Annotated in this window: 22 protein-coding genes; 9 read left to right on the top strand and 13 right to left on the bottom strand. The window is 65.7% G+C overall.

Features of this window, described 5'->3' with window-relative positions:
- Positions 1–54: 54 nt before the first annotated feature.
- Positions 55–795 carry a glutathione S-transferase family protein gene (locus tag ACEQZD_RS12615; RefSeq protein ID WP_335629019.1) on the bottom strand — a complete coding sequence of 247 codons (741 nt, stop codon included), beginning with the start codon at positions 793–795 and terminating at the stop codon, positions 55–57.
- Positions 796–960: 165 nt separating this feature from the next.
- Between ACEQZD_RS12615 and ychF the strand changes: the two genes are divergently transcribed.
- Positions 961–2,052, top strand: coding sequence for a redox-regulated ATPase YchF (ychF, locus tag ACEQZD_RS12610; RefSeq protein ID WP_300526085.1), 1,092 nt, complete (start codon positions 961–963; stop codon positions 2,050–2,052).
- A gap of 25 nt (positions 2,053–2,077) precedes the next feature.
- On the top strand, positions 2,078–2,932 hold the full coding sequence (locus ACEQZD_RS12605; RefSeq protein WP_370185932.1) for a DMT family transporter: 855 nt from the start codon (positions 2,078–2,080) through the stop codon (positions 2,930–2,932).
- Here the strand turns inward: ACEQZD_RS12605 and ACEQZD_RS12600 are convergent.
- Genes ACEQZD_RS12600 through ACEQZD_RS12585 form a run of 4 tightly spaced genes read right to left on the bottom strand, consistent with a single transcriptional unit; the run spans position 2,929 to position 6,197 of the window.
- The gene (locus tag ACEQZD_RS12600) at positions 2,929–3,642 is read right to left on the bottom strand and encodes an extensin family protein (RefSeq protein WP_335629017.1); all 714 of its coding nucleotides are present in this window, start codon (positions 3,640–3,642) and stop codon (positions 2,929–2,931) included. The genes ACEQZD_RS12605 and ACEQZD_RS12600 overlap by 4 nt on opposite strands.
- Positions 3,643–3,695: 53 nt before the next feature.
- Positions 3,696–4,604 (bottom strand): bile acid:sodium symporter family protein, encoded by a 909-nt coding sequence (locus ACEQZD_RS12595; protein ID WP_370185930.1) that lies wholly within the window; start codon positions 4,602–4,604, stop codon positions 3,696–3,698.
- A gap of 10 nt (positions 4,605–4,614) precedes the next feature.
- Positions 4,615–5,385, bottom strand: a complete 771-nt coding sequence (cysE, locus tag ACEQZD_RS12590; protein WP_142948969.1) for a serine O-acetyltransferase — start codon at positions 5,383–5,385, stop codon at positions 4,615–4,617.
- A gap of 2 nt (positions 5,386–5,387) precedes the next feature.
- Entirely contained in the window at positions 5,388–6,197 is an 810-nt protein-coding gene (locus tag ACEQZD_RS12585) for an RNA methyltransferase (protein WP_142948970.1), read from the bottom strand.
- 153 nt (positions 6,198–6,350) lie between these two features.
- On the opposite strand from ACEQZD_RS12585, the gene suhB reads away from it, so the two are divergent.
- The 7 genes from suhB to ACEQZD_RS12550 all read left to right on the top strand — a co-directional run bounded on the left by suhB (position 6,351) and on the right by ACEQZD_RS12550 (position 14,959).
- Positions 6,351–7,172 (top strand): inositol-1-monophosphatase, encoded by an 822-nt coding sequence (suhB, locus tag ACEQZD_RS12580; protein WP_142948971.1) that lies wholly within the window; start codon positions 6,351–6,353, stop codon positions 7,170–7,172.
- A 155-nt stretch (positions 7,173–7,327) separates the two neighbouring features.
- A complete protein-coding gene (locus ACEQZD_RS12575) occupies positions 7,328–8,782 on the top strand; it encodes an NAD-dependent succinate-semialdehyde dehydrogenase (protein ID WP_370185927.1) in 1,455 nt (484 codons plus the stop codon).
- A 27-nt stretch (positions 8,783–8,809) separates the two neighbouring features.
- The gene (locus ACEQZD_RS12570; protein WP_142948974.1) at positions 8,810–9,967 is read left to right on the top strand and encodes an isocitrate/isopropylmalate dehydrogenase family protein; all 1,158 of its coding nucleotides are present in this window, start codon (positions 8,810–8,812) and stop codon (positions 9,965–9,967) included.
- 68 nt (positions 9,968–10,035) lie between these two features.
- On the top strand, positions 10,036–11,286 hold the full coding sequence (locus tag ACEQZD_RS12565; protein ID WP_142948976.1) for an aspartate aminotransferase family protein: 1,251 nt from the start codon (positions 10,036–10,038) through the stop codon (positions 11,284–11,286).
- A 17-nt stretch (positions 11,287–11,303) separates the two neighbouring features.
- Positions 11,304–12,287, top strand: coding sequence for a D-2-hydroxyacid dehydrogenase (locus ACEQZD_RS12560; protein WP_370185925.1), 984 nt, complete (start codon positions 11,304–11,306; stop codon positions 12,285–12,287).
- 24 nt (positions 12,288–12,311) lie between these two features.
- Positions 12,312–13,730 carry an amidase gene (locus ACEQZD_RS12555; RefSeq protein WP_214012224.1) on the top strand — a complete coding sequence of 473 codons (1,419 nt, stop codon included), beginning with the start codon at positions 12,312–12,314 and terminating at the stop codon, positions 13,728–13,730.
- Between the two features lie 26 nt (positions 13,731–13,756).
- Positions 13,757–14,959, top strand: coding sequence for a pyridoxal phosphate-dependent aminotransferase (locus tag ACEQZD_RS12550; RefSeq protein WP_370185923.1), 1,203 nt, complete (start codon positions 13,757–13,759; stop codon positions 14,957–14,959).
- Between the two features lie 173 nt (positions 14,960–15,132).
- Here ACEQZD_RS12550 and secF read toward each other — a convergent pair whose 3' ends face one another.
- The 8 genes from secF to ACEQZD_RS12510 all read right to left on the bottom strand — a co-directional run bounded on the left by secF (position 15,133) and on the right by ACEQZD_RS12510 (position 23,395).
- Positions 15,133–16,059, bottom strand: a complete 927-nt coding sequence (gene secF, locus ACEQZD_RS12545; protein WP_142948980.1) for a protein translocase subunit SecF — start codon at positions 16,057–16,059, stop codon at positions 15,133–15,135.
- Positions 16,060–16,066: 7 nt separating this feature from the next.
- Positions 16,067–17,947, bottom strand: a complete 1,881-nt coding sequence (secD, locus tag ACEQZD_RS12540) for a protein translocase subunit SecD (protein ID WP_142948981.1) — start codon at positions 17,945–17,947, stop codon at positions 16,067–16,069.
- A gap of 29 nt (positions 17,948–17,976) precedes the next feature.
- Positions 17,977–18,306, bottom strand: coding sequence for a preprotein translocase subunit YajC (yajC, locus tag ACEQZD_RS12535; protein ID WP_142948983.1), 330 nt, complete (start codon positions 18,304–18,306; stop codon positions 17,977–17,979).
- 23 nt (positions 18,307–18,329) lie between these two features.
- Positions 18,330–19,460, bottom strand: coding sequence for a tRNA guanosine(34) transglycosylase Tgt (gene tgt / locus ACEQZD_RS12530; protein ID WP_228547867.1), 1,131 nt, complete (start codon positions 19,458–19,460; stop codon positions 18,330–18,332).
- Entirely contained in the window at positions 19,448–20,500 is a 1,053-nt protein-coding gene (queA, locus tag ACEQZD_RS12525) for a tRNA preQ1(34) S-adenosylmethionine ribosyltransferase-isomerase QueA (RefSeq protein ID WP_214012229.1), read from the bottom strand. Before queA ends, tgt begins: the two co-directional genes overlap by 13 nt.
- 21 nt (positions 20,501–20,521) lie before the next feature.
- Positions 20,522–20,995 (bottom strand): RDD family protein, encoded by a 474-nt coding sequence (locus ACEQZD_RS12520; protein ID WP_194855028.1) that lies wholly within the window; start codon positions 20,993–20,995, stop codon positions 20,522–20,524.
- 298 nt (positions 20,996–21,293) lie between these two features.
- On the bottom strand, positions 21,294–21,923 hold the full coding sequence (locus ACEQZD_RS12515) for a TetR/AcrR family transcriptional regulator (protein WP_067610095.1): 630 nt from the start codon (positions 21,921–21,923) through the stop codon (positions 21,294–21,296).
- Positions 21,924–22,162: 239 nt separating this feature from the next.
- On the bottom strand, positions 22,163–23,395 hold the full coding sequence (locus tag ACEQZD_RS12510; protein ID WP_067610087.1) for an NAD(P)/FAD-dependent oxidoreductase: 1,233 nt from the start codon (positions 23,393–23,395) through the stop codon (positions 22,163–22,165).
- Positions 23,396–23,462: the final 67 nt, after the last annotated feature.

The following is a 23,462-nucleotide window of genomic DNA, read 5'->3' as shown; positions in this document are numbered from 1 at the left end:
CCGCCGGGTGGCTAAAAGCCACCCTTTCGCGGGCAAGGCCCGCTCCTACAAGTTCTAACGATCCTCGGCGTAGCGTGCCAGCACCCATTGACCCGCCGGGCGCTCGCGCAAATCATCCAGCTGCTTCCGCAGCGCGGCGGGCAGCGAGCCCTCCTCGAACATATCCCAGGGCGTGCCAGCCGGGCTGACCAGCGGCGCCAGCAGACTGGCGGCGGCGATGTCCGCCAGCGTGAACGCATCGCCCACCAAGTAACGACCACCACCGCGTTGCAGAGTCTGCTCGACCAGCGCCAGGCCCTCCTCCACTCTCTGCCCGGAGTGCGCCACCGCTTTGGGTTCGATGCGGTAGAGGCGTCGTACGCTCTCCCGGGTGATCGGCGTCCAAACCTTTTTCAGCGGCCCCGGCAACCGGTAGGGATCGAGCATGGCGTCCATGACTTCCGGACGGTCGATAATCTGGCCGTAGAGCCAGCGGCGCACGTGCACCGCCACCCGGTCGAGTTGCTGTTCCAGCTCGATGACCCGGGCGCGGGACTCCGCGTCGGTGGGGATCAGCGAGCGTTCCGGGTAGTGCTTTTCCAGGTAGTAGGCGATTTTGGTGGAATCCCCCACCACCCGCTGGCCGTCACGCAGTACCGGCAGAGTGTTAATGCGCGCCATCCACTGGGTGCGCAGCCGGTGCGGCCCCGGCAGCAGGTTGCGGGTGCGGTATGCCAGGCCTTTATAGTCGAGCTGCCAGCGGGACTTTTCGCAGTAATGGGATATCGGAAATTGATAGAGGATGCGTTCGGTCATGGTGTCCTTCCCTCCTTTATGGCGCCAGTCTAGCGGTGCCCCCGGCCGCGCTGAGCGGCGGCAGCGCCCCCCGGAGCCGGCTCCCTGGCAACCCGTCGTTTCTCGCCTGTCGCATTTTGGCCCGCGCTTGAGTAGCATTGCGCCCTCGAAAACGGAGGTGCAGTTATGGGTATTCAGTGCGGTATCGTGGGCCTGCCCAATGTGGGCAAATCCACCCTTTTCAACGCCTTGACCAAGGCCGGCATCGACGCCGAGAACTTCCCGTTCTGCACCATTGAGCCGAACACCGGCGTGGTCCCGGTGCCGGACCCGCGGCTGGACAAGCTGGCCGCCATCGTCAGCCCGGAGAAGGTGATTCCGGCGACCATGGAGTTCGTCGATATCGCCGGCCTGGTGGCGGGCGCCTCCAAGGGCGAGGGCCTGGGCAACCAGTTCCTGGCCAACATCCGCGACACCGACGCCATCGCCCATGTGGTGCGCTGCTTCGACGACGAGAACGTGATCCACGTGGCCGGCAAGGTATCGCCGCTGGATGACATTTCCGTGATCAACACCGAGCTGGCGCTGGCCGACCTGGACTCCGTGGACCGCGCCCTGCAGCGCGCCCAGAAAGCCGCCAAGGGCCAGAACAAGGACGCCCAGGCGCTGATCCCGGTGCTGGAAAAGCTGCTGCCGCTGCTCAACGAGGGTGAACCGGCGCGCGCCGCCAACCTCAGCGATGACGAGCGCAAGGCAATCCGCAGCCTCAACCTGCTCACCCTCAAACCCACCATGTACATCGCCAACGTGGAAGAGGACGGCTTCGACAACAATCCGTTGCTGGACCTGGTGCGCGAACAGGCGGCGAAGGAAAACGCCTCGGTGGTGCCGATCTGCGCCAAGATCGAATCGGAGATCGCCGAACTGGACGATGAAGAGAAAGCCGACTTCCTGGCCGACCTGGGCATGGAAGAACCCGGCCTCAACCGGGTGATCCGCGCCGGCTATGAGCTGCTCGGCCTGCAGACCTACTTCACCGCCGGCAAGAAGGAAGTGCGCGCCTGGACCATCAAGATCGGCGCCACCGCGCCGCAGGCGGCCGGCGTGATCCACACCGACTTCGAGAAGGGCTTCATCCGCGCGCAAACCATCGCCTACGACGATTACGTCGCCGGCAACGGCGAACAGGGCGCCAAGGAAGCCGGCAAGATGCGCGCCGAAGGCAAGGACTATGTGGTCAAGGACGGCGACGTGCTGAACTTCCTGTTCAACGTCTGACACACCCCATTCCGGAGGGCGGGGCATGGCTTCCGACACACAAAAAGGCACTGCCCTCGCCCTGCTCGCCAGCGCCCAATGGGGCGCCACCGGCATCTGGGTGGCGCTGCTGCGCGACCTGCCCACCGGCACCACCCTGGTGTTCCGGTTTCTCACCGCCGCGCTGCTGCTCACCGTCCTGCTCACCCTGACCCGGGGTTTTCAGCGTCCCAATCAGCAGACGCTGTACGGCGGTGTGCTGCTCGCCGCCTACTATGTGCTGGCCACGGTGGGGTTCTATCTCAGTGACGTGGTGAGCGTGTCGTTGCTGGTCTCCACATCGCCGTTCTTCGTGATGCTGCTGCGAGTGCTGCGCCGCCAGCCGGTGGCCGGCCGCGAGGTGCTGGGCGGTCTGCTGGCGTTCGCCGGGCTGGCGGTGGTGTTGCTGGGCGGGCCGGTCACGGCCCCGGACGCCGACCAGGGCCGCCTGATCGGCGACGCCTGCGGGCTGGCGGCGGCCCTGGCGATGGCGCTCTACTCGCAGGCCGGCACCCGGCTGCAGGGCCAGGGCTGGAGCGTGGTGCTGATCGGCTGCGTGCTCGGCCTGCTGGTGAGCGTGCCGTTCGCCAGCCCGGCGGCGGCGGTGCCCGACGCCGGCCAGTGGGGCCTGTTCCTGGGCCTGGCGGCGGTGTCGACGCTGGCGCCGGGCTACCTCTATCCGCTGGCGTGCCAGCACATCACCCCCACCGCCGCCACCGTGGTGCGCCTGTCCACGCCGTTCTTCACCGCCCTGTTCGCGTTCCTGGTGCTCGGCGCCGCGCTCGGCGGGCACCATCTGCTGGGCGCGCCGCTGCTGATTGTCGGGGTGTACCTGACGCTGCCCCGCGAACGGCACGGCTAGCGGCAGATCCGGAAACCTCTCAGACCCAGGTGGAAGTGGTCCGCGTGGGCCTGGTTGTAGTCCGGCCCCAGCACGGTGCCGAAGTACTCACAGGCCCGGTTTTGCAGGCTGCGCAGGAACGCAGCCTTGTCGCCCTCCCCGTCCCAGTCGTCCTGCACTGAAATGCGGGTGCCGTCGGCCAGGGTCAGCGCGGCCAGATCCAGCGCCGAGGCGGTGGCGTGATCGCTGCGCCGGTCCTCTTCCCGGTTGTAAATATTGCGGCAGGAAAAGGTGCCGTAGTGCCACACCGTCCGGACCGGCTGATCGAACTGTTCGCGGGCGGCGGGCTGCAGGCCGTGGCGCTCGAACATCACCCAGGCCAGCGCCAGCGGGCAGCGGGCCACGAAGCTGTTGTTGAACGTCACCCCGGTGCGGCGCACCCGCACCACGTTGGTCAGCGGGCAGCTCTCCACCGGGGTGTAGTCCTCCAGCGGCAGGTGGTCGAGGGCGTCCTCCGGCGCGGTGTTTAACGCGTCCAGGCAGGCCTGCGGCCGGCCCTCCAGTCGCGACAGCTTCCAGCCGGTCACCGGCGTCACCGGATCGGTGACGTGCAGCGGCATGAAGGGGTTCCAGTGACGCGGCACCGACCACCACTGCTGGTGCAGGCCGAGCACGAACAGCGGCGCGGCGATCAGCAGCAACAGCAAGAGGATTTGGGAGAGACGTTTCATTAAGGGTCAGTCTGCCAGCCCGGCGGCGCTCTGGCAGGCCGCATTACCGTCTTTTACGGTTGCCGGCGCCGCCAATACCAGGCCAGCAATGAGCCGGACAGGTTGTGCCACACGCTGAACAGGGCCCCGGGCAAGGCGGCGCTGGCGGAGAAATGCTTCACCGCCAGCGCCACGCCCAGGCCGGAATTCTGCATCCCCACTTCGATCGCCAGCGTGCGGGCACGGCGCGGATCGAGACGCATCAGCCGGGCGCCGCCGTAACCCAGCGCCAGCCCCAGGCCGTTGTGCAGCACCACCGCCAGCATCACCGCCGCGCCGCCCACCGCGATGCGGTCCCGGTTGAGCGCCACGATTACGCCGATCACCAGCACGATGGCGGCCACCGACAGCAGCGGGAATACCGCCCGCACCGGCTCCAGCGGGCGATGAAACAGGGAGTTCAGCAAGGTGCCGGCGATCACCGGTAGCAGCACGATCTGCACCAGGGAGCCGAGCATGGACATCACCGGCACTTCGATGCTCTGGCCCTGGTAGACCCACACCAGCAGCGGCGTGGCCACCACCGCCACCAGGGTGGACACCGAGGTCATGGTGATTGACAGCGCCACGTCCGCCCGCGCCAGATAGCAGATCACATTGGACGCGGTGCCGCCCGGGCAGGCGCCGACGATCACCAGGCCCAGCAGCAGCTCCGGCGGCAGCGCCAGCAACAAGCCCACGAGCAAGGCCACCAGCGGCATGATCAGAAACTGCAGCAGCATGCCCGCGCCGATCACCTCGGGACGCCGCGCCACATCCGCGAAATCCGCCCAGGTGAGCGTCATGCCCATGCCGAACATGATCAGCATCAGCAGCGGCACGATCGCCCAGGACAGCTGCGCCAGCCCGCCCGGAAACAGAAACGCGAATACCGAAAACAGCACCGCCCACAGCGGGAACAAGCGCGTCAGAGTCTGAATCATCCAGGTGTCTTCAGTCGGTGCCGCCGCGCGCCTTCACCGGCTCGAAGTCCTCGGCGTTGAGCTCGGGCAGTTTCTCGTCGCAACCCTGGATGCCCTGGCGCTTGAGGTTGTCGCACACCCGGTCGAGCTTGCCGTCCACCGCGTGCATGTGGTCCAGCAGCGCGCCGATGGCCTCGGCCACCGGGTCGGGCATGTCGTTGCTGACGCCGTAGGCCTGGAAGCCGATCTTCTCGGCCATTTCCTGGCGGTTCTTCTCCTGCTCGCTGACCGGCCGGCCGATCACGCGGCCGGGGATGCCGACCACGGTGGCGCCTTCCGGCACCTCCTTGGTGACCACGGAGTTGGAGCCGATCTTGGCGTTCTTGTGCACGGTGAACGGGCCCAGCACCTTGGCACCGGCGCCGACCACCACACCGTCTTCCAGGGTCGGGTGGCGCTTGCCCTTGTCCCAGCTGGTGCCGCCCAGGGTAACGCCGTGGTAGAGGGTGACATCGTCGCCGATTTCCGCGGTTTCACCGATCACCACGCCCATGCCGTGGTCGATGAAAAAGCGCCGGCCGATCTTGGCGCCGGGGTGAATCTCGATGCCGGTGAGCCAGCGGCTGAAGGTGGACAGGACCCGGGCCAGCTGTTTGAGGTTGTGGTGCCACAGCCAGTGCGCCAGACGGTGGAACAGCACCGCGTGCAGGCCCGGATAGTTGAGCAGCACTTCTAGGGTGTTGCGCGCCGCCGGGTCGCGGCTGAAAACCGATGCGATGTCCTCTTTCACTTGCTTGAACATAATTACCTCTGCCTGGTCCCCGGCTCGTCGTCGCGGGGCGTGTCCGCCGCCTGGCGAGCGGCGTGCTTCTGTATCGCCACCAGCGTACCGCGCAGGATGCTGATTTCCATTTTGTCCGGACGAGCGCGCAGGAACAATCGCCGCATGCGCGTCATCACCTGACCGGGCTGCTCCGGGTTCAGGAAGCCGCTCTCGGTCATCACCTGTTCCAGGTGATCCAGAAAGCCGGCCACCGCCTGGTTACTGGCCGGCGGCTCATCCCAGAACATTTCCGGCAGCGGCATGGCCTCGCGGCGGGCGCGGGCCTCGGGCAGGTCGGCGTCCTCGCCGACCAGCGCCAGCCGCAGTTCATAGGCGATCAGCTGCACCGCCGACGCCACGTTGAGCACGCCGTAGTCCGGGTTGGCGGGCACCGTCACGTGCAGGTTGCAGCGGCGCAGTTCGTCGTTGGTCAGGCCGCGGTCCTCGCGCCCGAACAGCACCGCGATGCGGGTGCTTTCCGGCTCGCGCTGCAGCTGGGCGCTCAGTTGGCGCGGCGTCAGGCAGGGCCAGGGAATGCGCCGCTGGCGCGCGCTGGTGCCGATCACCAGGGTGGCGCCTTCGAGGGCTTCGTCCAGGTCGGCGCAGACCCGCGCGGCGCTGAGCACATCGCCGGCGCCGGAGGCGCGGGCGGTGGCCTCGGCGCTGGGATAGACCGCCGGGCTGACCAGACGCAGGTCCGCCAGCCCCATGGTCTTCATGGCTCGGGCGGCGGCGCCGATATTGCCGGGGTGCGTGGTTTCCACCATCACCACGCGCACGTTCTCTAACATGAGGTATCCGAATCCGGGAATGGAGAGCGCGTTAGTCTAGCAGATTCTGATCTGCCCTCCTCCCTCCGGCTCTGTTACAATCCGCCTCCCAAAACGCCCGCCGGCCCCGCCGCAGCGGGTGATCGCGCTCTTTGAACCCGACAGGATGATTGCATGCACGCGCCGCAAGTGAACATTGCCCTGCGAGCCGCCCGCCAGGCCGGCAACCTGATCCGCCGCGCGGCGGAGAACAACGACCCCCTGTCCGTGGACCGGAAGGCGGCCAACGACTTCGTCACCCAGGTGGACCGGGCCGCGGAAGCACGCATCATCGACGCCATCCGCAAAGCCTACCCCGAGCACGGCATTCTCGCCGAGGAAAGCGGCGAGCAGCCGGGCACCGGCGCCGGCGCCGATTACCTGTGGGTGATCGATCCGCTGGACGGCACCACCAACTTTATCCACGGCCTGCCGCAGTACGCGGTATCCATCGCCTTGAAAGTCAAAGGCAAGGTGGAGCACGCGGTGGTCTACGATCCGCTGCGCGAGGAAGAATTCACCGCCAGCCGGGGCCGTGGCGCGGCCCTCAACGGCCGCCGCCTGCGCGTCACCAACCGGGCCGGCCTGGATGGCGCCCTGATCGGCACCGGTTTCCCGTTCCGCAACGACCAGATGGCCTACATGGACGCCTACATGGGCATGTTCCGGGCGGTGGCGGAATCCACCGCCGGCCTGCGCCGGCCCGGCGCCGCGGCGCTGGACCTGGCCTGGGTGGCCGCCGGCCGCCTGGACGGCTTCTTCGAGCTGGGCCTGCAGGAATGGGACATGGCGGCGGGCACGCTGCTGATCACCGAGGCCGGCGGCCTGGTGGGCGACGTGGCCGGCGGCCACAGCCACCTGCAGCGCGGCAACATCGTGGCCGGCACCCCGAAAGTGTTCAAAGGCCTGCTGCAGAAGATCAAACCCCACCTGACCGACAGTCTTAAGCGCGGCTGACAGCGCCACGGCCGCGGGCGAACGCTCGCGGCTGTTTCTTCCTCTCACCGTCATGCGTAAAACCCATCCATAAGGGATAGGCCTGGGCGCCGAGCTCTGCTAGCGTTGAAGCATTGATTTCTTTTGCGCTAAGAACGCTTTCAGGAGAGCTCCCGATGACCCAGTTCAACCTCAAGGATCCGTCCCTTTTCCGCCAGCAGTGCTTTATCAACGGCCAGTGGTGCGACGCCGAGGACGGCGCCACCATCGACGTGGACAATCCCTCCAACGGTGAGATCATCGGCACCGTGCCGCGCATGAAGGAAGCGGACACCCTGCAAGCGATCGCCGCCGCCGACAACGCGCTGCCGGCCTGGCGCGCCAAGACCGCCGGCGAGCGGGCCGACCTGCTGTACGCCTGGTACAACCTGATGATGGAGCACCAGGACGACCTGGGCGCGCTGATGACCCTGGAACAGGGCAAGCCGCTGGCGGAATCCAAGGGCGAGATCGCCTACGCTGCGTCGTTCATCAAATGGTTCGCCGAGGAAGCCCGCCGCGCCTACGGCGACACCATCCCCGGCGCCAAGCCCGGCCAGCACATCATCGTGATCAAGCAGGCCATCGGTGTGACCGCCGCGATCACGCCGTGGAACTTCCCGGCGTCGATGATCACCCGCAAGGCCGGCGCCGCCCTGGCGGCGGGCTGCACCATGGTGGTCAAACCCGCCAGCGCCACGCCCTATTCCGCCTTCGCGCTGGCCGAGCTGGCCCAACGCGCCGGCATCCCCGCCGGTGTGATCAACATCATTACCGGCTCCGCGGCGGCCATCGCCGACACCATCACCAGCTCGCCGGTGGTGCGCAAGGTGAGCTTCACCGGCTCCACCGAGGTGGGCAGCCAGCTGATGGCCAACTGCGCCGAGCACATCCAGAAGGTATCCCTGGAACTGGGCGGCAACGCGCCCTTCCTGGTGTTCGACGACGCCGATCTGGACAAGGCCGTGGAAGGCGCCATCGCCAGCAAGTTCCGCAACACCGGCCAGACCTGCGTGTGCGTGAACCGTTTCCTGGTGCAGGACGGCGTGCACGATGCGTTCGTGGAAAAACTCAAGGCGGCGATGGAGAAACTGAAAGTCGGCGACGGCTTTGAAGAGGGCGTCACCCAGGCGCCGCTGATCAACGCCGGCGCCGCCAAGAAAGTGCTTGAGCATATCGAGGACGCCAAATCCAAGGGCGCCAAGGTGGTGCTCGGCGGCGGCGCCCATGAGCGCGGCGGCAACTTCGTTCAGCCCACACTGATCACCGGTGCCACCGCCGACATGGAATTCTGCCACGAGGAAACCTTCGGCCCGCTGGCGGCGGTGATCCGTTTCCAGGACGAGCAGGAAGGCATCCGCATCGCCAACGACACGCCGTTCGGTCTGGCCTCCTATTTCTACAGCGAGAACATCCACCGCGTGTGGCGCGTGGCCGAAGCGCTGGAAGCCGGCATGGTGGGCATAAACGAAGGCCTGATTTCCAACGCGGCGGCACCGTTCGGCGGCGTCAAGGAGTCCGGCCTGGGCCGCGAAGGCTCCCACCAGGGCATGGAAGAGTACATGGAGGTGAAGTACCTCTGCATGGGCTGATACCCCCTTCATCCGACAGGAGCCGTTATGGCGACTTCCGCGCGCGTTGCGCTGCTACCCGGCGACGGCATCGGCCCGGAGGTGATGGCCGTGGCCGAGGCGGTGCTCAAGACGCTGATCCACGGCCACGACCTGCCCCTGGCGTACGACGTGCTGCCGTGGCCGGCCACCGACTGGCACCGGCGCCACGGCGCCATGATGCCGGAGGACGCGCTGCCACGGCTGCGTGAGTACCAGGCCCTGCTGCTGGGCGCCCTGGGCGACCCGGGGCCGCTCAGCGACCCGCAACGTTACTGTCTCCCCGACGGCGTCTCCCTGGCGCCGCTACTGACCCTGCGCAAGGGTCTGGACCTGTGGGCCTGCGAACGGCCCGCCCGCTTCTACCCCGGCACCGTTCAGTACCTGGCCGACGACCGCGCCCGCGATCTGGACATGCTGGTGATCCGCGAAAACAGCGAAGGCGAGTACGTCGGCCAGGGCGGCCGGCTGCGCGCGGACACCCGTGAGGAAATCGCCACGCAGCTGGAGGTGTTCACCTACACCGCCACCGAGCGGCTGATACGCCACGCCTTCGAACGCGCCCGGCAACGGGCGGCTGAACGGGCCGACTCAAACAGCCCGCGCCGCTTCGACGGCGCCGACGGCGAGCCCCGTGAATCGCAGGTATGCCTGATCACCAAACGCAACGCCCAGGCGTTCTGGGGCACCCTCTACGACCGGGTGTTCGAGGAAGTGGCCGCCGACTACCCGGACGTGGCCACCCATCACGAGCTGGTGGACGCGGCGGCGATGAAGTTCGTGCAGGCGCCGTGGCGCTTCGACGTGGTGGTGGCCAGCAACCTGCACGGCGACATTCTCACCGACCTGGCGGCGGTACTGGCCGGCGGGCTCGGGGTGGCACCGTCCGCCAACCTGAACCCGGCGGACCCGTCCCAGCCGGCCCTGTTCGAGCCCACCCACGGTTCCGCGCCGGACATCGCCGGCCAGGGTATCGCCGACCCGCGCGCGACCCTTTTCAGCCTGGCGTTGATGCTCGACTGGCTCGGCGAAAAAGAGCCGATTTTTTATGGCGCGGCCCGGCATTTGCATGAGACGCTGGTGTCGGACCTCGCCGCCGGGCACCCGGCGTGCGGCACCGACCAAATCGGTGCGCGGATTCAAGGCGCCCTGGGCGGGGGCCGCTGAACCGGTCTTGATCACAAGGCGGGTCCAGCGCGTACCTCCCCCGGGAATCGGGTATGGAGGAGCAAGCCATGAATCATCTGTCTCCACTTTTGGTGCAGTCCAGCGGGATCTGCGCGGAACGGGGCGAAGGAAGCTGGTTGTTTGACGGCGAAGGCCGTCGCTGGCTGGATTTCACATCGGGCATCGGCGTTACCGCCACCGGCCACTGCCACCCCAAGGTGGTGGAAGCCGCCCGCGATCAGGTCGGCAAGCTGGTGCACGCCCAGTACGCCACCGTCACTCACCCCAATATGCTGCGTCTCACCGACCGGCTCTACGAGCATCTGCCCCGGCACCTCGACGCGGTGGCGTTCTCCAACTCCGGCAGCGAAGCGGTGGAGACCGCCCTGCGTCTGGCCCGCCAGGCGACCGGCCGGCCCAATATCATCGCCTTCACCGGCGGCTTTCACGGCCGCACCCTGGCGGCGGCCTCGATGACCACCTCCACCACCAAGGTGCGCACCGGCTGGCAGCCGCTGATGGCCGGCGTCAGCTTCAGCCCCTTCCCGCACAGCTACCGCTACGGCTGGAGCGAGGACGACACCGTGGACTTCTGCCTGCGCGAGCTGGACCACGTGCTGATGACCCAGTCCGCGCCCTCGGACACCGCCGCCATGATCATCGAGCCGGTGCAGGGGGAATACGGCTACTACCCCGCCACCAAGCGCTTCATGCAGGGCCTGCGCGAGCGCTGCGACAAGCACGGCATCCTGCTGATCGCCGATGAAATCCAGGCCGGCTACGGGCGCACCGGGCGGTTCTGGAGCCACGAGCATTTCGACGTTCAGCCGGACATGCTGATCACCGCCAAGGGGCTGGCCAGCGGCTACCCGCTGTCCGCCGTGGCCGCCAGCCGGGCCCTGATGTCCAGCGGCGCGCCGGGTTCCCAGGGCGGCACCTACGGCGCCAACGCGGTGGCCTGCGCCGCCGCCCTGGCCACCCTGGACGTGATGGAACAGGAGGAGCTGGTCAGCCACGCGGCCACCGAGGGTGCCTACCTGTTCGAACGTCTGCGCACGCTGCGGGACAGTCACGATTGCATCGACGAGGTGCGCGGCATGGGCCTGATGCTGGGCATGGAAATCGTCAAGGCGCCGGGCCAGCCCGATGGCGAGCGCGCCGCCGCCCTGCTCAAGGCCTGCGAACAAAGCGGCCTGCTGCTGCTGCGCTGCGGCATCCACGGCCAGGTGGTGCGCTGGCTGCCGCCGCTCACCGCCAGCCGGCAGGAGATCGATCAAGCGGTGAACCTGTTCCAGGACGCGCTCGAAGAAACACGCTGATTTGAGAAGGAGACGCCATGAGCGCAGGCGCATTGCATGAACCCCGGGTCACCGTCCTGTTGGCGGAGGACGAACCCGCCCTGCCCGGCCTGGACCGGCTGCGCGGGGACATCACCCTCCGCGAGGTGCGGGGCGACAACGGTCTCGCCGAGGCGTTGGCGGAAACGGACATCCTGGTGGTCACCGATTTCCGCGTCGAGGCCCTGGAAGCCGCCTGGCCCGACCCCTGCCCGATACGCTGGGTGCACGCTACCAGCGCGGGCGTGGACGCCCTGATGATTCCACCGATCAAAAACGGCGATTTCCCGGTCACCAACGCCTCGGGCATTTTCGACCGGGGCATCGCCGAATACGTGCTCGGCGCGGTGCTGCTGTTCGCCAAGGACACCCTCACCAATCTGGCGCTGCAACGGGAACGGCGCTGGCAGCACCGGGAAACCGCCATGATCCGTGGTGCCCGGGCCCTGGTGGTGGGGGCCGGTTCCATCGGCCGGGAAATCGCCACCGTGCTGGGCGGCCTGGGCATGGAGGTGGTCGGCACCGCGCGCCGGGCCCGCCAGGATTCGGCCTTCGCCCGGGTACACCGTCAGGAAGACCTGCCGGCCCTGCTCGGCGACGCGGATTACGTGATCGTGGCGGCGCCGCTCACCGACGACACCCGTGGTCTGTTCGACGACCGCCATTTCCGCCTGATGAAACCCGACGCGGTGTTCATCAACGTGGGCCGCGGCGCCGTGGTCCGCACCGGCGCCCTGCTCGGGGCGCTGGACAGCGGCCGGCTGGCCGGCGCCGCCCTGGATGTGTTCGAGGAAGAACCGCTGCCGCCGGAGCACCCGCTGTGGCGCTACCCCAACGTGATGCTGTCCGCGCACATGGCCGGCGATTTCGTCGGCTGGCGGCGGGCCCTGGGCGACCAGTTCGTCGACAACTTTCAACGCTGGCGGCGCGGGCAGCCGCTGGCCAACCCGGTGGATAAGGCACGCGGCTACGGTCGCCGCTGAGAGGCTGAGAGAGGAGGCACGTCCATGAGTGAGGAACTGCGGACCCTGAGTGCGCTGGAACTGAAGAAGGCGTTCGAACGCCGGGAGCTGTCACCGGTGGAGGTGGCGGCGGATCTGCTCGATCATGTGCAGCATCACGACCATGCCCTGAACGCCTGGTGCCTGATCGACCGCGAGACCACGCTGGAGATCGCCAAGGCCTCCGAGCAACGCTATCTGAAAGGCGAGGCTCAGGGGTTGCTGGACGGCATCCCGGTGGCGGTCAAGGATGTGTTTCTCACGCCCATGTGGCCCACCCTGAAAGGCTCGCGCACCATCGACGGCGCCAGCACGCTGAACAAGCGCTCGCCGGCCACCGCCGCTTTGGAGCGCCACGGCTATGTGCCGCTGGGCAAAACCACCACCCCGGAGTTCGGCTGGAAGGGGGTCACCGACAGCCCGTTGTGCGGCCCCACCAACAACCCCTGGGACCCTTCCAAAACCGCCGGCGGCTCCAGCGGCGGGTCCGCCGCGGCGGTGTCCGCCTGCATGGCGCCCCTGGCCCTGGGCACCGACGCCGGTGGCTCGATCCGTATTCCGGCCGGGTTCTGCGGCATCGTCGGCCACAAACCCACCTTCGGTGAAGTGCCGCACTGGCCGGCCAGCCCGTTCGGCAGCCTTGCCCATGCCGGGCCCATGACCCGCACGGTGGCGGACGCCGCCCTGATGATGCAGGTGCTCAGCGAAACCGACCCGCGCGATTCCCAGGCGGCGCCACGGCGCGGCACCGATTATCTGGGCGCCCTGGAGGGCGACCTGTCCGGGCTGCGCATCGCCTACAGCAATAACCTGGGTTACGTGGACGTGGACCCGGACATCGAACGGGCCTGCGCCGCCGCCGTGGAGGTGTTCCGCGACCTGGGCGCCACCGTGGTGGAAGTGGACCCGGGCTTCAGCAACCCGCTGGCCGCCTTCGGCCACCTGTTCTACGGCGGCGCCGCCAACGCCTGCCGCGACCTGACGCCGCGCCAGCGCGAACAGATGGACCCGGGCCTGATGCAGGTGGTGGCCAAGGCCGAGCGCCTGTCCATGCTCGACTACCTGGCGGCGGTGAACGAACGCATGGCGCTCTCGGAGCGGATGGCGGTGTTCCATCAGAAGTACGATCTGCTGATCACCCCGACCCTGCCGATCACCGCCTTCGAGACCAACCGGGAGGTGCCGCCGGACTGGCCCAACACCCGCTGGCCCACCTGGACGCCGTTCACCTACCCTTTCAACATGACCGGCCAGCCGGCGCTGTCCGTGCCGCTGGGACTGGCCGGCGACGGCCTGCCCATGGGGCTGCAGATCGTCGGCCGCCGCTTCGCGGACGAACAGGTGCTCAAAGCCGGGCATTTGTTCGAACAGCTCCGTCCTTTCACCGACCGTCCATCGCTGGCCCTGGCCGGCGCGACCGCATGAACCGTCTTTAACAAGGGAGCGGTGATATGAGCAGCATCAACCTGGACACGGACTTCTACGAAACCGAAGACCCGATCTGGAACCCGGCCCTGCTGACCATCCCGGTGCCGGGCATCCGCCGCATGGTGAACCTGGCGTCGACCATGGAGGACGTGATCCATTTGTCCATCGGGCAGCCGGACCTGAAGCCGCCGGAGCATGTGGTGGAAGCGGCGGTGGACGCCCTGCACGCGGGCCAGACCGGCTACACCATGGACGCCGGCCTGCCCGAGCTGCTGGAAGCCCTGGCGGAATACTACGGAGAACGCTACAACCGCACCCTGGTGCCGGAAAACATCATGATCACCACCGGCGCCACCGAGGCGCTGTACCTGGCGCTCACCGCCACCTCGGCGCCGGGCCGGGAGTTCATCGTGCCGGAGCCCTCGTTCATGCTCTACGCGCCGCTGATCCGCATGAACGGCGGCGTGGTGAAATCGATCCCCACGCACGCGGAGAACCAGCACCAGCTGGACCCGCAGGAAGTGATCGACGCCATCGGCCCGAACACCTACGCCATCGTGCTCAACTCACCGAGCAACCCCACCGGCACCATCTATCCCCGCGACACCGTGGAAGCGATCGTGCAGGAAGCGGCCTACCGGGGCGTGTACGTGATCAGCGATGAGGTCTACGACCACCTGGTGTACGACGGCAAGGAGTACCCGAGCGTGCTGTCCTGCTGCTCGGACCTGGACCATGTGATGGTGATCTCCAGCTTCTCGAAAACCTTCAGCATGGCGGGCATGCGCATCGGCTGGTTGATGGCCAGCCAGGGCGCGATCAAGAAATTGCGCCGCTACCACATGTTCACCACCACCGTGGCCAACACCCCCTGCCAATGGGCCGGGGTGGCGGCACTGCGCGGCGAGCGCACCTTCATCGACAACATGCTGGTGGAATACCAGCGCCGCCGCGACCGGCTGGTGGACCTGGTGAAGGCCACACCGCACCTTACCGGTTACCGACCGGACGGCGCCTTCTACCTGTTCCCGTCGCTGCCGGAGGGCGTCAACGGCGGCAACGTGGCGCTCAAACTGCTGCGCGAGACCGGCGTCTGCACGGTCGCCGGGGAAACCTTCGGCGACAGCTGCAGCAACGCCCTGCGCATCAGCTACTCCACCTCCCTGGACCAGATCGAAGCCGCCTTCGAACGCATCATCCCCTGGATGGAAAAACAAGATTGGTGAGGAGGGCAGTTAATAGTTAACAGTGAATAGTTAACAGCTAAAAGACGCGACGAGCGTCGCCATAAACAAAAAGGCCGTGCCCGCGAATGAACGCTGGCACGGCCTTTCTGTTTTCCCCAGGGCCGGCTATGCCGGCCAACTATTAACTGTTCACTGTTAACTATTAACTGCTTTTAGGGCATTTCATCGATTTCTTCTTTTTCGACGACCAGGAAGTCTTCCTTGGTGACGTTGAGGGTGAAGATCAGGTTGGCGACCACGTAGATGGACGAGTAGGTACCCACAACGATGCCCACCAGCAGCGCTTCCGAGAACGAGCGCATTACTTCGCCGCCGAAGAAGAACAGCGCCAGCAGCACCAGGGCGGTGGTCAACGAGGTGTTGATGGTGCGGTTGAGCATTTCGTTGATGGCGTCGTTGACGATTTTTTCCGGGTCGGTTTCCCGGGTGTTGCGGAAGTTCTCGCGTATCCGGTCGGCGACCACGATGGAGTCGTTCAGCGAGTAGCCGATCAGGGCCAGGATCGCCGCCAGCACGGTCAGATCGAAGTGCCACTGCAGCAGGGAGAACAGGCCCAGCACGATGATCACGTCGTGCAGCAGCGCGGCCACGGTGGCGACCCCGAACTTGTTGGTGAACCGGAACCACACATAGACCAGCATCAGGCCCAGCGCCATCAGCATGGCGAGGCCGGACTGGTCACGCAGCTCGTCGCCCACCTGGGGGCCGACGAACTCCACCTTGAGCAGCTCCAGGTTGTCGATCTCGGCGTTCACCGCCTCGAACACCATGCCGCCCACCTGGTCGGCTTCCACGCCTTCGGTGGGCGCCACGCGGATGCTGACTTCCCGGGCGGAGCCGTACTGCTGAACAATGGCGTCGCTGAAGCCGCGCTCGGCGACGGCGCCGCGCACCTGGTCGAGGTCCAGATCCTGCTCGCTCTTCACCACCACCGAGGTGCCGCCGGTGAAGTCCAGGCCCAGGTTCAGGCCGCGGGTGGCGAGCAGCGCGATGGAGATCACCACCAGGGCGATCGACAGTATGCCGAGCACCTTGCGCGGCGCCATGAAGTTGATGTGCTTCGCGGGAGCCTTACTCATAACCGCCTCAGATACTCAGTTTGGCCGGCGCGCGGGCGCCCCGGCCGTAGGTCATTTCCACCAGCGCGCGGGTACCGATGATGGCCGTGAACATGGAGGACAGAATGCCGATGAACAGCGTCACCGCGAAGCCCTGCACGGAGCCGGTGCCCGCGGAGAACAGGATCACCGCCACGATCATGGTGGTGATGTTGGCGTCCAGAATGGTGGTGAAGGCGCGGCCGTAGCCCTCTTCGATCGCCTCGCGCGGACGCCGGCCGTTACGCAGCTCCTCGCGGATACGCTCGTAGATCAGCACGTTGGCGTCCACCGCCATGCCCACGGTCAACACGATACCGGCGATGCCCGGCAGGGTGAGCGTGGCGCCGGGGATCAACGACATCACGCCGACGATGATCACCAGGTTGCCGAGCAGCGCCACATTGGCGAACAGGCCGAACACCTTGTACCAGATCACCATGAACAGCAGCACCAGGGCCATGCCCAGCGCCATCGACTTGAGGCCGGCCTCGATATTTTCCTGGCCCAGGCTGGGGCCGATGGTGCGCTCTTCAACGATGGTCACCGGCGCCGCCAGGGAACCGGCGCGCAGCAGCAGGGCCAGCTCCGAGGCTTCCGCCGGGCTGTCCAGACCGGTGATCCGGAAGCGGCTGCCCAGGGTGTCCTGGATGGTGGCCACGTTGATCACGTACTGGTCGGTGGTGCTTTCCGGCACCTGACGGCGCTCGCCGTCCTCGCCCTCGACGGTTTTCATCACCGTCTTGGTCTCGATGAACAGCACCGACATGGGGTTGCCCACGTTCTTGCTGGTCACGCGCTGCATGCTGCGCGCGCCGGTGGAGTCCAGCTCCACGTTCACCTGGGGCGTGCCGCTTTGCTGGTCGAAGCCCATCTGCGCGTTGGTGACCTGATCACCGGTGGCGATCTTGGATTTCTCCAGAATCACCGGCCGGTCGTTCTGGGATTTGAACGGGAAAATCTCGGTGCCCGGCGGCGCGATGCCGGTGCTGGCCCGGCTGGAGGAGTACTGGTCGGCGACCAGACGGAATTCCAGGGTCGCGGTGCGGCCGAGAATACGGCGCGCCTGGGAGGCGTCCTGCACACCGGGCAGCTGCACCACGATGCGGTCGGCGCCCTGGCGCTGCACCACCGCGTTGCCCACGCCCAGCTCGTTGACCCGGTTGTTCAGCGCGGTGCGGTTCTGGTCGACGGCGTAATCCTGCAGCTCATCCAGCGTGCTCTGGTTCAGCGTCAGGGTCAGCCGGGGCCGTTCCTCGGACTGGTCCAGGGTGAACTCCGGCAGCGCGGTGCGCAGCGGCGCCCGCGCCGCGTCGGCGGCGATCTGGTCGTCCAGGGTGATGACCAGCTTCTGACCTTCGATGTCCACGCTGCGGTAGCGGATGCCCTCGTTACGCAGCGTCAGCTTGGCCTGGCCGGACCAGGCGTCCATGCGCTGCTCGATCACCGTGGCCATGTCCACCTGCAGCAGGAAGTGCACCCCGCCGCGCAGGTCCAGGCCCAGGTTCATGGGCGAGGCGCCCACCGCGCGCAGCCAGTCCGGCGTGGTGGGGGCCAGATTAAGCGCCACCACGTACTCTTCGCCGAGCAGGCTGGAAATACGCTCGCGGGCCCGCAGCTGCGCGTCCGTGCTCTCCAGGCGCACCATCCAGGAATTGTTGATGGTTTCGCCTTCGCCGTGTTCGATGCCGGCGTCGTCGAGGGCGCCCAGCACCCGGTCACGAACCGGCACCGGCACCTGGCCGCCGGCGTCGTTGGCACTGATCTGAATGGCCGGAACGTCCGGATAAAGATTGGGCAGCGCATAGAGGCCGCACCCCAATAGCACGGCCAGGAGCAGGAAAAATTTCCAGCGCGGATAGCGGGTCATAATGGTCTTCCGGTTCGGCCGGCGAGGACTTATATGGATTTAATGGTGCCTTTGGGCAACGTGGCCTGGACACTCTGTTTCTGCAGTTTGATCTCGAGGTTGCCGCTGATTTCCAGTACCACGAAATCGTCGGTGACCTTGGTCACCCGGCCGAGAATGCCGCCGCTGGTGATCACTTCGTCGCCTTTGTTCAGGCTCTGGACCAGATTCTTGTGTTCCTTGGCGCGCTTTTGCTGCGGACGGATCAGGAAGAAGTAGAACACCGCTACCATTACCACCAGCATGATCAGCTCGATACCGCCGCCGCCAGGAGCGGCCCCACCGGTTTGAGCGTGCGCGGGTGAAATCAACCAGTTCATGACGTTACTCCACGTTATCGTCGTTAAATCGCGGGTACGGGACGGCCCAAAGCCGCGTAGAAGTCGCTAATAAAGGCGCTCAATGTACCCGCTTCGATAGCCCCCCGCAATCCGGCCATCAGCCGCTGGTAATGGCGCAGATTGTGGATGGTATTGAGTTGCGCGCCGAGCATCTCGTTGCAGCGATCCAGATGGTGCAGATAGCTGCGCGAAAAATGCCGGCAGGTATAGCAATCACAGTTTTCGTCCAGCGGCCCCAGGTCGTGCCGGTGCCGGGCGTTGCGGATCTTGAGCACGCCTTCGCCGACGAAAATATGGCCGTTGCGCGCGTTGCGCGTGGGCATCACGCAGTCGAACATATCCACGCCGCGCCGCACCGCTTCGACGATGTCCTCGGGCCGCCCTACCCCCATCAGATAGCGGGGCCGGTCCTCGGGCATGTGCGGGGTCAGCGCGCCCAGGGTGCGCAGCATCTCTTCCTGGGGCTCGCCCACGCTCAGGCCGCCCACCGCATAGCCGTCGAAGCCGATATCCACCAGCCCGTCCAGCGATTCGCGGCGCAGGGCGTCGTACATGCCCCCCTGTACGATGCCGAAACAGGCCGCATCGTTCCCCAGATCGTCGAAATGGGCCTGCTTGGAGCGTTTCGCCCAGCGCAGGGAGAGGCGCATGGAGTCGGCGGCCTCGGTCTCGGTGGCCGGGTACGGCGTGCATTCGTCGAAAATCATGCAGATGTCGCTGTCCAGATCCGCCTGCACGCGCATGGCGATTTCCGGATTCAGCTCAATGCGGTCGCCGTTGATCGGGCTCTGGAACACCACGCCCTGCTCGGAAATCTTGCGCATCTCGCCCAGGCTGAACACCTGGAAGCCGCCGGAATCGGTGAGGATCGGCCGCTGCCACTGCATGAAGCCGTGCAGTCCGCCGTGGGCGCCGATCACTTCGGTGCCGGGGCGCAGCATCAAATGGAAGGTATTGCCGAGGCAGATCTCCGCGCCGATGTCTTCCAGGTCCCGGGGCAGCATGCCCTTGACGGTGCCGTAGGTGCCCACCGGCATGAACGCCGGGGTTTCCACACTGCCGCGCGGGAAGGTCAGCCGCCCGCGCCGGGCGGCGCCGTCACTGGCCAGGTGCTGGAAGGTCATTCGGGACATGACAAGCCTCGCTGCGCGTCGGGCGCTCTTTCAATGAACATGGCGTCGCCGTAACTGAAGAAGCGGTAGCGTTCACGGATCGCCTCCTCATACGCCGCCAGCACCCGCTCACGGCCGGCGAAGGCGCTCACCAGCATCAACAGCGTGGAACGCGGCAAATGGAAGTTGGTAACCAGCGCGTCCACCTGGCGGAATTGATAGCCCGGGTAGATAAAGATATCGGTTTCCGATTCACCGGCTTCAAGCGCACCGCCGGCGGAGGCCGCCTCCAGGGTGCGCAGGGCGGTGGTGCCCACCGCCACCACCCGGCCGCCCCGGGCGCGCGTCGCCTCGACCTGCTCCACCAGCGCGGCCTCGACGCGGAACCGTTCGCTGTGCATGGGGTGGTCCTCGACCCGCTCCACCCGCACCGGCTGAAAGGTGCCGGCGCCCACATGCAGGGTCACGAAGCCGGTTTCGACCCCCATCGCCTGCAACTGGTCCAGCATCGGCTGGTCGAAATGCAGGCCGGCGGTGGGCGCCGCCACGGCGCCGGGCTCGCGGGCGTACACGGTCTGGTAGCGCTCCTGGTCGGCGCCCTCGTCGGGACGGTCGATATAGGGCGGCAGCGGCACATGACCGATGCGCTCCAGGGCCTCCAGGGCGGTCTCGCAGCCGCTGAAATCCAGCTCGAACAGCTCGCCACGGCGGCCCTCGACCCGGGCACCGATGCCCTGTTCGAACACCAGCCCGGTGTCCGGCTTGGGCGACTTGGAGGCACGCACGTGGGCCAGCGCCCGGGTGCCCTCCAGCAGCCGTTCGATCAGCACTTCCACCCGGCCGCCGGAGCTTTTGTGCCCGAACAGACGCGCCGGAATCACCCGGGTGTCGTTGAACACCAGCAGGTCGCCGGGGCGCAGGTGGCCGGCCAGGTCCGGGAACCGCTGATGTTTCAGGTCGTCCACGGTGAGCGCCAGAAGGCGGGCGTCGCGGCGCCGCTCGGGGGGATGGCGGGCGATCAGCTCTTCGGGCAGATCAAAATCAAAGTCGTCGACTCTCACGCGGTTATTCCTCCACCCCGGTCAGACCGCCTTGGCGCCCTTGGGCAACACCACGGTGGCGGTGAGCGACAGGCGGTCATGCAGGGTCTGGTGCGGGTGCACCAGCACCACCAGATAGCCGGCGCCGAGGGTCAGCCAGGACAGCCCGGCGGCGGCGAAACGCGCCACCGTCTGCCAGAAACGCATGGGCCCGCCACGGTAGTCGCGCACCTGCAGGCGCCAGGCGCGCATGCCCAGGGTCTGGCCGCCATGCAGCCAGAACCAGGCGTAGAAGGCCCAGGTTTCCAGTATCAGCAGGGGAAACAGCACGCCGCGCAGCACCATCGGGTCGGCGCGGGTGACGCCGTTGATGTCCTGCACCGGCAGGCCGGTGTGGTTATAGAGAAGCACGAACAGGCCGGCGCTGACGAACCACAGGGCGATCACCAGGAAGCCGTCGTAAACCAGGGCCATAAAGCGTTTGAGCAAACCGGCGGGTTTGGCGTCTTCAATCATGGGGGCTCCGACGGGCGGACCAGCGTCTGGCGACGAACGGATACGGAATAAAAAGCCCGCGTGTAACGGGGGCTTCGTTTCATGCTGGGTAGCAGAGCGGGACTTGGCCCAATGCGCGAGTGTAGCAGAAACCGACTCAAAACCGCCAATGATCCGCCACCGGGCGCCTCTTCCCCAGACCCACTTCTGGCGAACTTTCTGTCGTGATCAATCCAAAGACCGTGCCTATGCCGAAGCTGGGTTTCACCGAGGCGCTAATGCTCCCGGGGGCCTGACGTTAGAGCCATAGGGGCGCCGATCAACCGTATTCAGTCCGCACATCGTGCCGGCGCTCCTTTAGCACCGCGTCGCGGATCATGCGCCAGACAAAATCACCTATCTCCTCTAGCGTGTAGCGACCATCGTCGCTAAACCAGGTGGCTACCCAGTTGAGCGCACCGAGGCCTATAAGCCGCAGCAAATCCAGATCCACTTCCTTTCGAATTACCCCTTTCTCCGCCAGTGACTTGAGCATAGTCGCCCAGAGGGACTCATAACGGTCGCGCAACTTGATCATCTCCTTACGTGCTTCGCCGCGCAGAGAACGCCACTCAAACAACAGTACATAGACCATGTCCGAGCCGCTGACCAGCATCTGAAGGTGCGCATTGATGCCTCTACGCAACTGCTCCACGGGTTCCGCCGCACCGGCCACGGCTTCGGAGACAGCAGTCGAGGTTTGCTCCAAACCAAGGCGCATCAGATCAACAAGAATATCCTCCTTGGCCTGATACCGGTAATGAAGGCTGCCGGGCAGCAAATTACACGCTTTTGCGATTTCTTTCACCGTGGTCCGGTCATAGCCCTGCTCACGAAACAGTCGAGCGGCGGATGTCAATACAAACTGACGATCAGACCGGGCCGGACCGGCCGGGCGCTTTTTTTTCATGGTTTTCTCCTCCGGCCTCGGGGTACGGCGCGAATCCGAATTGCGAGAGTCCATTGCCTGCGTCAGACCGACGACTCCCCCATAATGGCTCGTCACGCCGAAGATCCGCGCGGCCCCGCTGATTTTCTCACAAGTCATCGGCTAAGCACCACCGGCCTTGGTCAGCTGGCCAGGGAAGGGGTCCGGGCCGTGTACGGTCTGCGTCGCACCGAATGCCGGTGCTGCTTCGGTATCATGCCTTATACCAACGATTTCAATTCGGTGCTCGGATCTTTCAATGCTTCAACATCGACGTCCTTGCCTTGATATACAAGCTTCTTCCCGACCATGAAGGCCATGGGCAGATTTACCGCGTCAACGGCCACCAGCCGGCTTCCGCGTAAATAGAATACCACAAACGCTTCATCCGAGGGATCGCCGCGAACCACCCGCTGATCGTGGTTTTGAGATAACCCCACCATTTGTAAGCGTACGTTAAACTGGTTCGACCAGAACCACGGCACGCTTTTGTAGGGCACGCGCTCACCCATAAGCGTCGCGGCCGCCGTACGAGCCTGATCGACGGCATTCGCCACGGACTCAAGTCGTTGCATCTTTTCAAATAACAGATTCCGGTGGCGGGTACAGTCGCCGATCGCCAGGACAGCGGGATCCGCGGTACGAGTAAACTCGTCAACGACAATACCGTCATCACAGGGCAAGCCCGCGGCCTCGGCCAGAGCGGTTTCCGGAAGAACACCGATGGAAACAAGCACGATATCGGCCGGCACGATACCGCCGTTCGCCAATCTCACGCCAGTCACACAACCTTGCTCTCCCGCTTCGAAGCCGGTAACCGCCGTGTTCAAACGTACATCCACGCCGGCGTCAGTATGCTTGGCGTAAAAGAATGCGGACATCTCCGACCCAGTAACCCGTTGCATAAGCCGATCAGCGGCTTCCAGTACGGTGACATCGACGCCGCTCTTGTTTGCGCTGGCGGCGACCTCGAGACCGATATAGCCGCCACCCACGATGACCAAACGTTTCCCCGCAACTAATTGTTCACGCAAGTTATCCGCATCGGCTATATCATGCAGATAGTGAATGCCTTTCAAGTCCGCTCCTGGCGCATTCAAACGCCGAACACGCGATCCCGTGGCCAGGACAAGTTGATCGTATTTCAAGGTGCTCTGGTCCGACAACCGGATGATTTTGTTGTTTCGATCGATTTGCACGACTCGCACACCGAGCCGCAACTGATGACCCGCGTTTTCATATATTGAGCTTGGCTTCAAATACAGTGAACCCTGATCAACTTCGCCTGTCAGGTAATTCTTGGACAGAGGCGGGCGCTGATAGGGTGGGTGGGGCTCTTCGCCCACCAGAATCACTTTATGCTGATATTTCTTTTGCAACAGTGTTGTCAAAAGCGCTCCCGCCGCGTGCCCGCCGCCAACGATGACCGTCGTTTGTTTCTGATTGTTCGTCATAGCCTGTCTCTTTTCTACTGTGCCTTGGGGTCCGATTTCACGATTACAAACGCCATGGGGACGAGCT

The sequence above is a fragment of the Alloalcanivorax sp. genome (assembly GCF_964221125.1).
Classification (GTDB): domain Bacteria; phylum Pseudomonadota; class Gammaproteobacteria; order Pseudomonadales; family Alcanivoracaceae; genus Alloalcanivorax; species Alloalcanivorax venustensis.
This window is presented reverse-complemented; position numbering and strand designations above follow the sequence as displayed.

Excerpts from the sequence above, each read along its gene's own strand:
- ACEQZD_RS12615 (WP_335629019.1), bottom strand. The coding sequence starts at position 795 with ATGACCGAACGCATCCTCTATCAATTTCCGATATCCCATTACTGCGAA.
- ychF (WP_300526085.1), top strand. The coding sequence starts at position 961 with ATGGGTATTCAGTGCGGTATCGTGGGCCTGCCCAATGTGGGCAAATCC.
- ACEQZD_RS12605 (WP_370185932.1), top strand. The coding sequence starts at position 2,078 with ATGGCTTCCGACACACAAAAAGGCACTGCCCTCGCCCTGCTCGCCAGC.
- ACEQZD_RS12600 (WP_335629017.1), bottom strand. The coding sequence starts at position 3,642 with ATGAAACGTCTCTCCCAAATCCTCTTGCTGTTGCTGCTGATCGCCGCG.
- ACEQZD_RS12595 (WP_370185930.1), bottom strand. The coding sequence starts at position 4,604 with ATGATTCAGACTCTGACGCGCTTGTTCCCGCTGTGGGCGGTGCTGTTT.
- cysE (WP_142948969.1), bottom strand. The coding sequence starts at position 5,385 with ATGTTCAAGCAAGTGAAAGAGGACATCGCATCGGTTTTCAGCCGCGAC.
- ACEQZD_RS12585 (WP_142948970.1), bottom strand. The coding sequence starts at position 6,197 with ATGTTAGAGAACGTGCGCGTGGTGATGGTGGAAACCACGCACCCCGGC.
- suhB (WP_142948971.1), top strand. The coding sequence starts at position 6,351 with ATGCACGCGCCGCAAGTGAACATTGCCCTGCGAGCCGCCCGCCAGGCC.
- ACEQZD_RS12575 (WP_370185927.1), top strand. The coding sequence starts at position 7,328 with ATGACCCAGTTCAACCTCAAGGATCCGTCCCTTTTCCGCCAGCAGTGC.
- ACEQZD_RS12570 (WP_142948974.1), top strand. The coding sequence starts at position 8,810 with ATGGCGACTTCCGCGCGCGTTGCGCTGCTACCCGGCGACGGCATCGGC.
- ACEQZD_RS12565 (WP_142948976.1), top strand. The coding sequence starts at position 10,036 with ATGAATCATCTGTCTCCACTTTTGGTGCAGTCCAGCGGGATCTGCGCG.
- ACEQZD_RS12560 (WP_370185925.1), top strand. The coding sequence starts at position 11,304 with ATGAGCGCAGGCGCATTGCATGAACCCCGGGTCACCGTCCTGTTGGCG.
- ACEQZD_RS12555 (WP_214012224.1), top strand. The coding sequence starts at position 12,312 with ATGAGTGAGGAACTGCGGACCCTGAGTGCGCTGGAACTGAAGAAGGCG.
- ACEQZD_RS12550 (WP_370185923.1), top strand. The coding sequence starts at position 13,757 with ATGAGCAGCATCAACCTGGACACGGACTTCTACGAAACCGAAGACCCG.
- secF (WP_142948980.1), bottom strand. The coding sequence starts at position 16,059 with ATGAGTAAGGCTCCCGCGAAGCACATCAACTTCATGGCGCCGCGCAAG.
- secD (WP_142948981.1), bottom strand. The coding sequence starts at position 17,947 with ATGACCCGCTATCCGCGCTGGAAATTTTTCCTGCTCCTGGCCGTGCTA.
- yajC (WP_142948983.1), bottom strand. The coding sequence starts at position 18,306 with ATGAACTGGTTGATTTCACCCGCGCACGCTCAAACCGGTGGGGCCGCT.
- tgt (WP_228547867.1), bottom strand. The coding sequence starts at position 19,460 with ATGTCCCGAATGACCTTCCAGCACCTGGCCAGTGACGGCGCCGCCCGG.
- ACEQZD_RS12520 (WP_194855028.1), bottom strand. The coding sequence starts at position 20,995 with ATGATTGAAGACGCCAAACCCGCCGGTTTGCTCAAACGCTTTATGGCC.
- ACEQZD_RS12515 (WP_067610095.1), bottom strand. The coding sequence starts at position 21,923 with ATGAAAAAAAAGCGCCCGGCCGGTCCGGCCCGGTCTGATCGTCAGTTT.
- ACEQZD_RS12510 (WP_067610087.1), bottom strand. The coding sequence starts at position 23,395 with ATGACGAACAATCAGAAACAAACGACGGTCATCGTTGGCGGCGGGCAC.